Genomic DNA, 12,779 nt, shown 5'->3' with positions numbered 1-12,779 from the left:
AACTGGCCAAACGTGGAATGTGAGGGAATCCTGCTCTTAGATCTTATCGCGGGAGGGCGTCCGTGCCCCGGACCGGGGGCGGCTAGGCTGAACCGGTGATGAATCTTGTGCGCAATTACCTCACCAAGTCCGGTTTCGCCGTTGCAGCCGCTGCGTTCCTGCTGGCTCTCTGCGCCGCAATGCTGGTCTCTGCTCCGCCTGCTGCAGCGCATGACGAACTTACCGGCAGCACCCCGGCAGACGGGGCGCAGTTGGAAGCGGCGCCGGAGGCCGTGGAGCTGACGTTCTCAAGCGTTCCGGCAGCCATCGGTTCCCAGGTGCAGGTCCTGGACGGGGAAGGGGCGGACTGGGCGGAGGGTCCGGTGCGGATCCTGGATAACACCGTGACCCAGCAGCTCCGATCAGGGGCGCCCGCCGGCACCTATACGGTCCAATGGCGCGTAGTGTCCTCCGATGCCCATCCGATCGAGGGCACCTTTGGATTTACTGTCTCCGGCGGCAGCACCGCCGCTGCATCCCCTGCTCCGTCTACTGCTGTACCGCTGCCGCCCGGAACAACCCAAACCCCGGTGCTGAACCAGTCCGACGACGCCGGATCCCCGTGGCCGGTGATCGTGTCCGCCGCGGTGGTACTGCTGGCCGTGGCAGTGCTGATTGGCCTGATCGTCCGCCGGAGGCTGCGGGAGAACTGACGGTTAGGTCTGGATGGGGTACCGGGGAGCGGGAATCCCGGCGTCCGCAATTGCCTCGCCGGCCGACTTGGCCTGCCGCATGAGTCCGTGGAGGGACGGGAGCAGGTTCCCGCCAACGCCTACCAGGTACACGCCGACGCCCCGCAGTGCCGCTACCGCTTCGGGTCCCGCCCGCACCCCCAGGGCGCGGGCCAGCTTCCGCAGATCCGACCGGGAACAGCTGGTCAGCACCACAAAGTCGGCCAGCAGCAGGTCACTGCCGGTGCGTACGGCCCATTTACCGGAGCCGGCCACGGGTGAGGGCAGCAGGCCGGCGGCAGCCGCCGGGATCATCTCCTGCGCGGCCGAATCCTCCCGGACATCAAGGCCGTGGCTGGCCGCATAGGCGTGCAGCACGCGGAGCAGTTCCGCCCGCTCCGGGAACACCTCCGGCTCGGCTGCAGCCTCCCTGATAGTGGCTGCGGCCGGTGCCGGCCCTTGGACCACTATGGAATCCACCCCCTGCCGGCACAGCTCGGTGGCCACAGCCAGGCCGCTGAGCCCGCAGCCGATGACAACGGCGCCGGTCAGCTCCGTTGCCGTTGTGCCGTGTCTGGTTTCCTCATGCCCGGCGGGACCGGTGTGCGCGTTCCTCACAGCATCCACGCAGGCGTTCCTTCCGACGGTCTTGGGAACCCCCCCACACAAGGCGGAACCATATAGCCACTTCCGTTACAGCGGTAGCGTAGTGCAGCACCCGGCGCGGTACGCTACTGCCAAGGACAGCCGGAAGGTGATTTCCGGTCGGGACCGGAAGGAGCGGCATATGACTGATTCAACCTGGGGTACAGGAGCCGGCGCGGACGGACCGGCGGGCATCGTTGTGGGCGTGGACGGTTCCGACCAGAGTATCTGCGCCCTGTTCTGGGCCGCCCGGGAGGCACGGCGGCGGCAGTGCCCGCTGCACGTGGTGACGGCGTACACGGTCCCCATCTTCGCCGCATCCTCCATGGACGCCGGGTACACCACGGTGGACGACGCGATAATCCGGGACGGCGCCCGGCAGGTGCTGGATGAAGCCGTGGAGCGGATCGGCCACTACGGAATTGAAGTCATCCCCCGCGTGGAGACCGGAGATGCGGCCGCTGTCCTGCTGGAGCTCTCTGAAGATGCCGACCTCATGGTGGTGGGATCGCGCGGCCGCGGCGGTTTTGTCGGGCGCCTGTTGGGTTCCGTCTCCAGTGCCCTGCCGGCGCACGCGAAGTGCCCTACGGTCGTGGTGCCGCTGCGGACCGCCGGAAGGCTTCCCGACTCAGGCGTGCGGCCGCCGGCGAACTCTCCGGATCCGGACGCGGTGCACCGCGCCGTCGTCGTTGGTGTGGACGGTTCGGAGCAGGGGCGTGCCGCATCGCTGGTTGCCGCCGAACAGGCGCAGAGCATGGGTCTGCCGCTGCGTATCCTGTGCGCACTGCCGCCGTTCACGGGCTCGCTGGCCTGGGTGCCTGCTCCATTGGACATCGAGGCGCTGCACGCGGAACTGCATGAACAGCTCGACGCCGGCCGGGACTGGCTGCAGAGCCACTTCCCGGGACTGGAAATGACCGTGGAACTGGTGGACGGCGCCCCGGGTGAGATCCTGATCGAACGCACCGCCAAAGTGGAACTGCTGGTGATGGGTACCCGCGGCCGCGGCGGCTTCGCGGGGATGCTGCTCGGGTCCACCAGCCAGAGCGTGATGCACCATGCCAAGGGTCCGCTAATGGTGGTACCGGACCGCGATGATCCCCGGCTGCTGGACCGCCCGAACTTCGGCCCCATGGTTGCCGAGTAACGGCCCACCGGGCATTTTTAGGAGTACTTAGGCGTGCTGCTGGCCTTCGTGCACGGCGTGGCTGGCCGGTTCCAGCTGGAAGGTGCAGTGCTCGGTGTCGAAGTGGCTGCTCAGGCAGCGGGTGAGCCGGTCCAGCACCGTGTCCAGGCCGTCCGGAGTGAGGTGCTCCTCCTCCACCACCACATGCGCGGAGAACACCGGCACCCCCGAGGTGATGGTCCAGATGTGGATGTCATGGGCGTCGGACACACCGTCCACGGAGACAATGTGATCGCGGATCATGCCCACATCCACACCCTGCGGAGTGGCTTCAAGCAGCACGTCGATCACTTCCCGCAGCAGCGACCAGGCCCGCGGGGCGATCATCAGGGCAATCAGGAATGAAGCCCAGGTGTCCGCCTGCTGGTAGCCGGTGGTCATGATGACGACGGCGGAAACCACCACCGCGGCCGAGCCCAGTAAATCGCCCAGCACCTCCAGGTAGGCCCCGCGCACATTCAGGGATTCCTTGCGTCCGGCATGCAGCACCAGCAGGGAAATGAGGTTCGCCAGCCCGCCCGCGACGGCGAACGGCAGCATCAGCCCCGTGTCGACGTCGGGCTCGCTGCCCAGCCTGCGGACCGCCTCGACGAAGATGACCACGGCAATCACAATCAGCAGCACCGCATTGGCCAGGGCAGCCAGCACTTCGGCCCGCTGATAGCCGTACGTCCGCCGGGAGGTGGCCGGGCGGGCGGCGATCCACGCCGCGAACAGGGCAATGGAGACGCCGGCGGCGTCCGAAAGCATGTGGCCGGCGTCGGCCAGCAGGGCCAGCGATCCCGAGAGCAGGGCGCCGGCAACCTGGATCAGGACCACGGAGATGGTGATAAAGAAAACGATCAGGAGGCGCCGCCGGTGCTTGCCGGTGGCGGTGACTGTGCCCAGTCCGTGGCTGTGCCCGTGATGTTCACCCATGTTTAAAGGCTAGCCCCAGCCCAGTTCGTGCAGCCGCTCGTCGTCAATGCCGAAGTGATGGGCCACCTCGTGGATGACGGTGATGCGGACCTCGTCCACTACTTCCTCCCGGCTGTCGCACATCCGCAGCAGCGGTCCGCGGAACACCACAATCCGGTCCGGCAGCGAACCGGCATCCCACCAGGAATCCCGCTCGGTCAGCGGGGTCCCTTCATAGACGCCCAGCAGTTCGGTGCCGGGATCTTCATGCGGGCCCGGTACATACTCGTCCTCGATGAAGACCGCCACGTTGTTCATGGCGCGGGACAGGTCCGCGGGAATGGAGTCGAGGGCTGCTTCCACACAGGCGTCGAACTCGTCCGGGTTCATCTCGATTGGCACCCCTCCACTGTAGTGGCGCAGGCCTCACCGGAAGCGTTTTGGATATTCCGGAAATAAGCCCTATAGTTTTAGAGTCCACAACGGAGCGAAACGACTGGTTCTCCAGCCGCTTCAATCCATGTGTGTTCTGTTGGCCCCCATCGTCTAGCGGCCTAGGACACCGCCCTTTCACGGCGGCGGCACGGGTTCGAATCCCGTTGGGGGTACTCAGGAGTGGTAAATGAGCCGGTGAGAATCTGGTAGAGTTTACACTCGTGAAATGCAAGGCCCTGTAGCGCAGCTGGTTAGCGCGCCGCCCTGTCACGGCGGAGGTCGCGGGTTCAAGTCCCGTCAGGGTCGCTCAGATTTTCTGAAGCGATTTGGAAGATCTCGGTGATCATCGGTTGATGATGCCAGGCTCTGTAGCTCAGTTGGTAGAGCGTTCGACTGAAAATCGAAAGGTCACCGGATCGACGCCGGTCGGAGCCACCAGCTAAAACCCCGTAGCTGTCTCGCAGGAGACAGGACGGGGTTTTTCTTTTTGCCCCGGCGGCCGGCAATGCCTGGTAGGAAATCGGTGCACCGCCGTGCTGGGCAGCCGCCCTGCAAAACGTCCCGCCCCCGGGATACGCTGAACCCATGGATGAGCCCCGGAACACATCAGCACCCCAGGCCACAGCGGCGAACGCTCCCGTCACTGCCGTACCGGTTACCCCCGTACCTGCTGCATCGGTGCATCCAGCTGCCGGTGCCGGCGTCCCGGCTGCCGTTGGCGGCCGCACATCCATCAGTGAGCAGGCCGTGGCGAAGGTCGCCGCAATCGCAGCGCGGGCCGTTCCCGGCGTCTTCAACCTTGGCAATACTTCGGGGCGGGCGCTCGGCGCGGTGCGCGACGCCGTCGGCGGCACCAGCGCCACCTCAGGTGTGCACGTTGAGGTCGGGGAACGTGAGGTTGCCGTCGACATCAGCCTGGTAGCCGTCTACGGCAATGCCCTGACCGTCGTAGCGAACAATGTCCGTGCCGCCGTCTACGGGGCAGTGGAGAAACTCGTGGGCCTGCGCGTTGTCGAGGTCAACGTGGAAATTTCCGACGTACACCTTCCCACCGATCCGGCCGGACCCGCACCGGTTGGCGGCGCCAAAGCGGTATAGGCTTCAAGTCACGTTCTCCGCAGGATGCACAGGTGTCGTGGCAGGTAAGCGGGCAGGAAGAAGGCAGGGGAAATGAAACCGACAGTGGTGGGAATGGCAATCGGGGCCGTACTGGCTTTCGCCGCACTGATATTCGACTTTTGGGGCTTTCTGCTGACCGCCCTGTTCATTGCGGTTGGGGCGTTGCTGGGCCGCGCTGCGGAAGGCAAGATCGACTTCCGCAGCGTTTCAGATGCGCTGACCGGCCGCCGCTCCTCTTCGTGAGCGCCATGACCGCGCCGGTGGAGGCAGGTGCGGGGCTGGCCGGACACAACCGGATCAGTACCCAGGCGCTGACCGGCACTGCCAAGGCCGCCGCAGCTGAATACTTCGGCGTGCCCGCCCAGCAGGTGCGTGTCCAGTGGACCGATGACCGGGGGCTGCTTGCGCTCTCGGTATCCCTGCCCATTGCCCTGCCGCCGCTGCAGGCACTCACCCCGGCCATGCTGCAGCGCGCCGGGGGAACCGTCTGGGAGCGGGCACACGCCGCCAAGCCGGTCCTGCTCCAGCGGGTGGCCGAACTCACCGGGTCACGGCTGTCCCGGGTGGACATCCGTATCACCGGCGCATTGCCGGCTGAAGGCAGGCGTGTGCAGTGAAGCAGGCTGATAAGGAAGCAACCAACAGAATAGTCCGGCGCGAAATCCATTCGGGCCGCACCGCCGCGGCGGCCCTCGCGGCTGTCCTGGGCATCCTCTTTTTTGCCTACGTCCTGCTGGAATCCGTGCTCCAGGCACTGGGCCAGGACGCATGGCTGATCGATCCGCCTACCTTCGGCCGGTGGCTGGCTGACCTGCCGGCGGACTCGGACCCGTTGATTCTGGGGCTGTCCGGGGCATTGGTCTTCCTTGCCGGGCTGCTGTTCTTCCTGCCGGCAGTGCTTCCCGGCCGGCGCGCCCGTTATGCGCTGCCCAACCCGCGTGCCGCCGTCGTCGTGGACGGTGAAGTCCTGGCCGCATCGTTGGCCCGGTGCGCGCGTATGCGCGCTGATGTCACGCCGCAGCAGGTACTCGTCACGGTGGGAAGGACTCTGGTGGAGGTGCAGATCCGCCCGACGTCGGGCACTCCCGTGGATGCCGACGCGGTGCGCGGCGCAGTGGAGGACGAGTTGCTGCTGACCAAGCTGGATCCGCAGCCGGCGGTCCGCGTACGCGTCGCCGAAGCCGGGGTGATCGGACAGTGAATGCCACACCGCGGGCACTGAACCGATTCCTGCTCGGCCTGCTCGGGCTGGTGCTGATGTGCATCGGCGCCGGACTGACGCTCATCTCCGCCTGGCCGGCGGCCGCACGGGCCTGGAACGCGTACGCCGCCGACGCCGGGACCGGCATTTCGTCCGCCCTCTCGGCGTCGGCGCTGCCCGGGAGCGGCGGCAGTTGGATCTGGGTGGGACTTGCCCTGCTCAGTTTCCTGGGCATCGTGCTGATGGCTGTGTGGATGGCCGTCCAGGGCGGCGGCCGGACGGGAACGCTTGTCTCCGAATACGACGACGACGGCGCTCCCGGCCGGGTGGCCATCAGCGGCACAGTTGCCGAGCAGGCCCTGCGCAGCGCGCTGCAGGAGAACCCGGACGTCACCGCCTCCGCCGTGAGCACGTACTCAGTAAAGGGCCGCAGCGCCCTGCGGGTGCGGATCACACCGCGCCAAGGAGCCGCGCCGCACCTGATCGCCGCCGACACCACCGCCCTGTTGGAAACCCTGGACACTGTCCTCGGACACCAGACACCGGTGCTGCTGAGCCTGGAGGCGGGACGCCGGCTGCGCTTCAGTCGGGAGGACCGGGTCCGCTAGGACTTCCTAGGAGGCCCGGGCCAGCTGCCGGATGGGAATCCAGCGCGAGGCCAGCCGCCGGTACGCGGCGGCAGCGCCGGTCATATCGCCGTCGGCCAGGGACTCGATGCCGAGCCGAACGTCGGAAGGGGAGTCGTCCGGGAAAACCAGGTCCGCCACCGGGCCGTAGTCCAGTTCCAGCACGGCATCAGGATCAAAGACTTCCAGCCAGGCGGTCAGCTCGGCCAATTCGTCCAGCAGGTCCAGCTCCGGAGCGGCCATGGCCAGGGCAGCCGAGGCCGCGCGTGCCCGGTCGATGCATTGCAGCACCGGGGCGGAGAGGCGGACGGTCTGGACGTGGCCCTCATCCTCCACCACCTCGGTGTGGTCCTCTTCGTGCAGCAGGACAAACCAGCCGAAGGGCACGCCCCAGGTGGCGGAGCGGGTATGCAGCTTAGCCAGGGAGTCGGCAAAGGAATCCGGATCCAGCCGGGCGGCGTGCGCTTCCCGGGCTACTTCGGGGACCAGCACGTCCACCAGGGGGCCGCGGATGGACTCGCCCAGGGATTCCGCTGCCAGGGAGGTGCGCACGGCCAGCTGGTTCGGGCAGTACAACCGGTTGGTGACCCCTTCCTGCGCCGGGTAATGCAGCACCCGGACCAGGTCCGTGGCATTGTGCGGGAACGGGTCCGACACCACCCGCACCAGCCGGCGGACGGCGTCGGTGCGTTCCAGGACTTCGGTTTCGTGACGTCCGCGGGAGCGCTGTTCCATGATGGCCAGCTGCTGGCTGTCATCAAAGGCGTCCAGCGGCTCGTAGACGCGGAGGTAGGAGACAAACGGGAAGGTGCGGTACAGCGACTGCTGCGGATGCCGCGCCACGGCTAATCCAGTTCCACAATCACGGGTGCGTGGTCCGAGGCGCCCTTGCCCTTGCGTTCTTCCCGGTCGATCACCGCGCCGGTGACCCGCTTCGCCAGGGCCGGGGAGCCCAGGACAAAGTCGATGCGCATGCCCTGGCGCTTGGGGAACCGCAGCTGGGTGTAGTCCCAGTAGGTGTAGACGCCGGGGCCGGGGTGGAAGGGACGGACGACGTCGGCGAATCCGGCATCGAGGAACTCGTTGAAGGCCTGGCGCTCGGGATCGGTGATGTGCGTGGCGTTCTGCGCCCGGAACCAGTCGATGTCCCACACATCGTCATCCTGGGGGGCAATATTCCAGTCACCCATCAGGGCCAGTTCCAGGGACGGGTTCTCCGTGATCCACTCGGCGGCGTGGTCCTTGAGGGTCTTGAGCCACTGCAGCTTGTACGGCATATGCGGATCTTCAACGGCCCGGCCGTTGGGTACGTACAGGCTCCACACCCGCACGCCGCCGCAGGTGGCACCGATGGCACGGGCCTCGGCCACCGTGGTTTCTTCCGTCTTGCCGAACTTCGGCTGGTCCGGGAAGGTGCGTTCGACGTCGTCGAGCCCCACGCGGGAGGCAATTGCCACGCCGTTCCACTGGCTCAGCCCGAAGTGCGCCACCTCGTAACCGTTCTTTTCGAACAGCTCCCAGGGGAAATTGTCGTCCTTCGCCTTGGTTTCCTGAATGGCCAGGACATCGACGTCGGAGCGCTGCAGCCAGGCCTCAATGCGGTCGGCTCGGGCGCGGATGGAGTTCACGTTCCAGGTAGCTATCTTCACACTGCTACGTTACCGAATCCCGTCGGCCTCCACACTGCGCACCGCCATCCCCGCTGCGGGCGGAACACACCGCCCGCAGCGGGGATGGCCGTTTCTGCAGCGGGGCTATTTCCACCAGGTGTCGGAAACGGTGACCGGTACGGTGCGCTTGTGCCGGGTCATCACAAAGCGCGCCTCGATCTTTTCGGCAGCTTCGGCGGGGGTGTCCTCGCCTTCCAGATACCCGTCGATGGTGTCGTAACTCAGGCCCAGCTCGGTTTCGTCGGTCTGGCCGGGCCTGTCATCCAGCAGATCAGCGGTGGGCGCCTTGCCGATGAGCTTCCCGGGAGCACCCAGTTCGGCCAGCAGTGCCCGGTTCTGGCGCTTGTCCAGGCCGGAGAGGGGCAGCAGGTCCGCGCCGCCGTCGCCGAACTTCGTGAAGAATCCCGTGACGGATTCGGCGGCGTGGTCGGTACCGATCACCAGCAGGTTGTGCTGGCCGGCCACCGCGTACTGTGCCGTCATCCGCACCCGGGCCTTGATGTTGCCCTTGTTGAAATCGGTGATCTTCTCACCGGTCATTTTCACGTACTCGGCCTCGAAACCGTCCACGGCCGGTCCAACGTTGTAGACCAGGGACTCGGACGGGGCGATGAACTCGAGGGCGGCCTGGGCGTCCGCTTCGTCATGCTGGACCTTGTAGGGCAGCCGCACGGCGATGAACCGTGCCTGGGTGCCTTCGGCGTTCAGCTCGTCCACAGCCAGCTGCGCAAGCTTGCCCGCGAGCGTGGAATCCACGCCGCCGCTGATGCCCAGAACGTACCCCTTGGAGTGCGAGGCGTGCAGATAGTCCTTGAGGAAGTCCACCCGGCGGCGGATTTCCGCGGCCGCATCAATAGTGGGCTGAACTCCCAGTTCGGCAATGATTTCCGCTTGTAGTTTCCGCATGGATCACAGCCTATATCCGACTGCCGCGCCGTGCCCGGGGAAAGCCGCGTGAGTCAGGGCCGGGCAGGGTCAGGGACCGAATCGACCGGCGCCGCCAACGCATAAGGGAGCAAAGCCGTGTCCTCCCGTTGCCCGTGGCTAGGATTGAGCCATGACTTCGCCCGCGATTGCCCCGTCACGCGCCCGGCTGCTCGAACTGATCACGGAGCTGGCGGTGGTGCGCGGCAAAGTGGTGCTTTCCTCCGGTGCCGAGGCGGACTACTACATTGACCTGCGCCGCGTCACGCTGCAGCACGAAGCGTCGGTGCTGGTCGGCGAGGTGATGCTGGAACTGCTCGACAGTGCGGGCATTGAGTTCACCAACGCAGGCGGACTGACCATGGGCGCGGACCCGGTGGGCACTGCCGTGATGCATGCGGCCACCCGGGCCGGCCGCGCCGTGGACGCCTTTGTAGTGCGCAAGGCGCAGAAGTCCTACGGCATGGGCCGCCAGGTGGAAGGCCCCGACGTCGCCGGCCGCAATGTGGTGGTTCTGGAAGACACGTCCACCACCGGCGGATCGGCGCTGACCGCCGTCGAGGGCGTACGCAGCGCCGGAGGCAACGTGGTGGCCGTGGCGGTGATTGTGGACCGGGACACCGGGGCCAAGGAACGCATTGAGGCCGAGGCCGGAGTCCCCTACCTGTTCGCGTTTGGCAAGGATGAACTCGGGCTCGGATAGCCGCAGCAACCCGCGCGGCACAGGTTCGTCGGGGCTGGAACCTCCTGATCCGTTGGACCTCCTGCGGACCACATCAGACCTGCGCCGGGTATCCCGGCGCCGCTTCCTTGCGGGTTCGCTCGCGGGAATCCTGCTGAGCACCGATCTGGTGGCCACCGACCGCATCCAGCAGTACCGGGAAGAGCTGGAGATCCTGCAGGTGCCCGACGACGACGCCGACCGCCGGTTTCCGCATGCCATGTGGTTCCTGTTCCCCGGTTACAAAACGAGCTGGGAGGAAACCCGCTGGCTGCTGGGCTCCCTGTGCCCGGCAATGGCCACACGGGGGCGGTTGGCCGGAATCGGCTATTCGAACCTTGGCCTGAACGTTCCGGAAATACTGGAAGCGGTGCACGCAGCCATCCGGGAACACTCGCTGAAGCGCGTCTACTTTTACGGGCACAGCTTCGGCGGAATGCTGGCGGTACAGGTGGCCGCCGGGCTGGCCGACCGGGGCGTCGTCGTCGACCTGATTGTCCTGGACTCCAGCCCGTCCGGACGGAATGCGGTCCGCGACCAGGCCATGTTCAAGGGTGCGGTGTTCCTCTATGACAACGGCTACCGGATCACCACCGGCCTGCGCGGCGGCTACGAACTGGGCGAACGCGTGCTCCACAGGAACGAACGGTCCTGGCGCACGGTCGCGGAACAGACCCTGGAACAGCTTTCGCCGCTGGCACCGTCCAGCCGGCTCATCCAGGCCCAGGCGTCCTATATCTACCACTTCACGGCGCCCCGCTTCTCGGGAGCACTGGGCCGGACAAAGATGGCGTTTATTGGAAACCCGGAGGACAGGACAGTGGACTATGCCGTGGCCCGGGCCGGCTGGGAGGCCGCATTCGGGGACATCCTGCTGACCAGTTCGCTGGTCACCCTCGGCGCCCTCCCGGCCCACGCCAGCCCGCAGTGGAACCCTGCAGTCTATGAGGACGTGCTGTTCGAGGTTCTACGGCTCTTCGACCCGGCCGAATCCGCAGCGCGAGTCCGGCCGGAGGAATAACGGCACCGGGCAGGGATCCGGGAGGGATCAGATGGTGTTGATCAGGTCCGCCACCGAGTTCATGATCTGCGTGGGCCGGAACGGATACCGGTTGATGTCCTCCCGCTGGGTGATGCCGCTGAGCACAAGCACGGTGTGCAGTCCCGCCTCGATGCCGGCCACGATGTCGGTGTCCATCCGGTCGCCGATCATGGCCGTGGTTTCGGAGTGGGCATCGATCTTGCGCATGGCGGACCGGAACATCATCGGGTTCGGCTTGCCCACAATGTAGGGCTCCATCTTGGTGGCCGCCGTGATCAGTGCCGCAATGGCGCCGGTGGCCGGGAGCGGGCCCTCCTGCGAGGGGCCCGTGACGTCCGGGTTGGTGGCGATGAAGCGGGCGCCGTCCAGGATCAGGCGGATTGCCTTGGTGATGGTGCCAAAGGAATACGTGCGGGTCTCGCCCAGCACCACGTAGTCCGGAGTGGTGTCGGTGAGGATCATGCCTGCCTCGTGCAGCGCCGTCGTCAAGCCTGCCTCGCCCACCACAAAGCAACGCCCCGGAGTGCCGGAGTTCTTTACCTGGTCCTTGAGGAACTCGGCCGTGGCCAGCGCGGAGGTCCAGAGGTTTTCCTCCGGCACTTCCAGTCCCGAGGCACGCAGGCGTGCAGCGAGATCGCGCGGGGTGTAGATCGAATTGTTGGTCAGCACCAGGAAGCGCTTGGACGTGGACACCCAGCGGTCGATGAGTTCGGCCGCGCCGGGGATGGGGTGGTTTTCGTGGACCAGCACCCCGTCCATGTCCGTCAGCCAGCATTCAATGTTCTCGTTTTCGCCCACGGTCTCTCATTTCTCGCGTACTTCGCTGCCTGAAACGTGCGTGCCGTGCCGCGGCCGGGATCTAGGGGCGGAGGGCCGGAAGCGGGCGCTGCCAGTCTTTCACCTTAGGCTGGAAGGGTGATAGACAGCCCCTCAGAACTCAGTGACGACACCGCAGATGAACCCGCAGCCCCGACCCACCAGGTAGGCGTTGGTCCCTGGAAGGGTCCCGCGCCCGAGGGGGATCACTGGGACCCGGAACTGCTGGCCAACGGCGACGCCCGCAACGTGGTGGATGAATACCGGTACTGGAAGCATGACGCGATTGTGGCGGACCTGGACACGCGCCGGCATCCGTTCCACGTGGCAATCGAGAACTGGCAGCACGATTTCAATATCGGAACGGTGGTCCGCACGGCCAATGCCTTTATGGCGAAGGAAGTGCACATCATCGGACGGCGCCGGTGGAACCGCCGCGGGGCCATGGTCACCGACCGCTACCAGCACGTGCGCCATCACCCCACGGTGGAGGACTTCGTCGAATGGGCGCGCGGCGAGGGACTGCGCATCATCGGGATCGACAACTTTCCGGACTCCGTGCCGCTGGAGACCTACGAGCTGCCGGAAAACTGCGTGCTGGTCTTCGGTCAGGAAGGGCCGGGCCTCAGCCCGGAAGTCCACGCCGCTGCGGACGCCACCCTGTCCATTGCCCAGTTCGGCTCCACCCGTTCCATCAACGCCGGTTCCGCTGCCGCCATCGCGATGCACGGCTGGATCCGCCGGCACGTGTTCGGCCAGAAGGTGGGCTAAGGGCGGGGCCGGAAGC

Annotated in this window: 17 protein-coding genes and 3 tRNA genes; 13 read left to right on the top strand and 7 right to left on the bottom strand. The window is 66.4% G+C overall.

The window, feature by feature from the left end; all coding sequences use genetic code 11:
• Positions 1-98: 98 nt before the first annotated feature.
• Entirely contained in the window at positions 99-692 is a 594-nt protein-coding gene (locus LOC60_RS10945) for a copper resistance CopC family protein (protein ID WP_230025578.1), read from the top strand.
• Between the two features lie 3 nt (positions 693-695).
• Here the strand turns inward: LOC60_RS10945 and LOC60_RS10940 are convergent, their stop codons facing one another.
• Complete coding sequence (locus LOC60_RS10940) at positions 696-1,337, bottom strand: FAD-binding protein (RefSeq protein WP_230025108.1); 642 nt, start codon at positions 1,335-1,337, stop codon at positions 696-698.
• Positions 1,338-1,497: 160 nt separating this feature from the next.
• Between LOC60_RS10940 and LOC60_RS10935 the strand changes: the two genes are divergently transcribed.
• Positions 1,498-2,502, top strand: a complete 1,005-nt coding sequence (locus LOC60_RS10935) for a universal stress protein (protein ID WP_230025106.1) — start codon at positions 1,498-1,500, stop codon at positions 2,500-2,502.
• A gap of 27 nt (positions 2,503-2,529) precedes the next feature.
• Here the strand turns inward: LOC60_RS10935 and LOC60_RS10930 are convergent, their stop codons facing one another.
• Entirely contained in the window at positions 2,530-3,459 is a 930-nt protein-coding gene (locus LOC60_RS10930) for a cation diffusion facilitator family transporter (RefSeq protein ID WP_230025104.1), read from the bottom strand.
• A 9-nt stretch (positions 3,460-3,468) separates the two neighbouring features.
• Complete coding sequence (locus tag LOC60_RS10925; RefSeq protein ID WP_230025576.1) at positions 3,469-3,828, bottom strand: metallopeptidase family protein; 360 nt, start codon at positions 3,826-3,828, stop codon at positions 3,469-3,471.
• 145 nt (positions 3,829-3,973) lie between these two features.
• Between LOC60_RS10925 and LOC60_RS10920 the strand changes: the two genes are divergently transcribed.
• The 8 genes from LOC60_RS10920 to LOC60_RS10885 all read left to right on the top strand — a co-directional run bounded on the left by LOC60_RS10920 (position 3,974) and on the right by LOC60_RS10885 (position 6,801).
• A tRNA-Glu gene (locus tag LOC60_RS10920) sits at positions 3,974-4,046 on the top strand.
• 59 nt (positions 4,047-4,105) lie between these two features.
• Positions 4,106-4,179: transfer RNA gene (locus LOC60_RS10915), tRNA-Asp, on the top strand.
• A gap of 56 nt (positions 4,180-4,235) precedes the next feature.
• Positions 4,236-4,311, top strand: a tRNA-Phe gene (locus LOC60_RS10910).
• Positions 4,312-4,458: 147 nt separating this feature from the next.
• A complete protein-coding gene (locus tag LOC60_RS10905; protein ID WP_230025102.1) occupies positions 4,459-4,971 on the top strand; it encodes an Asp23/Gls24 family envelope stress response protein in 513 nt (170 codons plus the stop codon).
• 72 nt (positions 4,972-5,043) lie between these two features.
• Positions 5,044-5,235, top strand: coding sequence for a DUF2273 domain-containing protein (locus LOC60_RS10900; RefSeq protein WP_230025100.1), 192 nt, complete (start codon positions 5,044-5,046; stop codon positions 5,233-5,235).
• A gap of 5 nt (positions 5,236-5,240) precedes the next feature.
• Positions 5,241-5,609: a hypothetical protein gene (locus tag LOC60_RS10895; RefSeq protein WP_230025574.1), complete on the top strand. Its 369-nt coding sequence runs from the start codon at positions 5,241-5,243 to the stop codon at positions 5,607-5,609.
• Positions 5,606-6,193: a DUF6286 domain-containing protein gene (locus tag LOC60_RS16335; protein ID WP_230025098.1), complete on the top strand. Its 588-nt coding sequence runs from the start codon at positions 5,606-5,608 to the stop codon at positions 6,191-6,193. The genes LOC60_RS10895 and LOC60_RS16335 overlap by 4 nt, the downstream gene beginning before the upstream one ends.
• Positions 6,190-6,801, top strand: coding sequence for a hypothetical protein (locus LOC60_RS10885; protein ID WP_230025096.1), 612 nt, complete (start codon positions 6,190-6,192; stop codon positions 6,799-6,801). Before LOC60_RS16335 ends, LOC60_RS10885 begins: the two co-directional genes overlap by 4 nt.
• Before the next feature lie 6 nt (positions 6,802-6,807).
• Here the strand turns inward: LOC60_RS10885 and LOC60_RS10880 are convergent, their stop codons facing one another.
• From LOC60_RS10880 to nadE, 3 genes are all read right to left on the bottom strand, one after another.
• A complete protein-coding gene (locus LOC60_RS10880) occupies positions 6,808-7,662 on the bottom strand; it encodes a hypothetical protein (RefSeq protein ID WP_230025094.1) in 855 nt (284 codons plus the stop codon).
• Between the two features lie 2 nt (positions 7,663-7,664).
• Positions 7,665-8,468 (bottom strand): exodeoxyribonuclease III, encoded by an 804-nt coding sequence (locus tag LOC60_RS10875; RefSeq protein ID WP_230025092.1) that lies wholly within the window; start codon positions 8,466-8,468, stop codon positions 7,665-7,667.
• A 105-nt stretch (positions 8,469-8,573) separates the two neighbouring features.
• Complete coding sequence (gene nadE / locus LOC60_RS10870; RefSeq protein WP_230025090.1) at positions 8,574-9,395, bottom strand: ammonia-dependent NAD(+) synthetase; 822 nt, start codon at positions 9,393-9,395, stop codon at positions 8,574-8,576.
• Positions 9,396-9,546: 151 nt separating this feature from the next.
• Between nadE and pyrE the strand changes: the two genes are divergently transcribed.
• On the top strand, positions 9,547-10,116 hold the full coding sequence (gene pyrE, locus LOC60_RS10865) for an orotate phosphoribosyltransferase (RefSeq protein WP_230025088.1): 570 nt from the start codon (positions 9,547-9,549) through the stop codon (positions 10,114-10,116).
• Positions 10,097-11,155: an alpha/beta fold hydrolase gene (locus LOC60_RS10860; protein ID WP_230025086.1), complete on the top strand. Its 1,059-nt coding sequence runs from the start codon at positions 10,097-10,099 to the stop codon at positions 11,153-11,155. The genes pyrE and LOC60_RS10860 overlap by 20 nt, the downstream gene beginning before the upstream one ends.
• Before the next feature lie 27 nt (positions 11,156-11,182).
• On the opposite strand, the gene LOC60_RS10855 is transcribed toward LOC60_RS10860, so the two are convergent.
• On the bottom strand, positions 11,183-11,935 hold the full coding sequence (locus LOC60_RS10855) for an HAD-IIA family hydrolase (protein ID WP_230025572.1): 753 nt from the start codon (positions 11,933-11,935) through the stop codon (positions 11,183-11,185).
• Between the two features lie 159 nt (positions 11,936-12,094).
• Between LOC60_RS10855 and LOC60_RS10850 the strand changes: the two genes are divergently transcribed.
• Complete coding sequence (locus LOC60_RS10850; RefSeq protein WP_230025570.1) at positions 12,095-12,763, top strand: TrmH family RNA methyltransferase; 669 nt, start codon at positions 12,095-12,097, stop codon at positions 12,761-12,763.
• Positions 12,764-12,779: the final 16 nt, after the last annotated feature.

Source organism: Arthrobacter sp. zg-Y769 (assembly GCF_020907405.1).
Lineage (GTDB): Bacteria > Actinomycetota > Actinomycetes > Actinomycetales > Micrococcaceae > Arthrobacter_B.
This window is presented reverse-complemented; position numbering and strand designations above follow the sequence as displayed.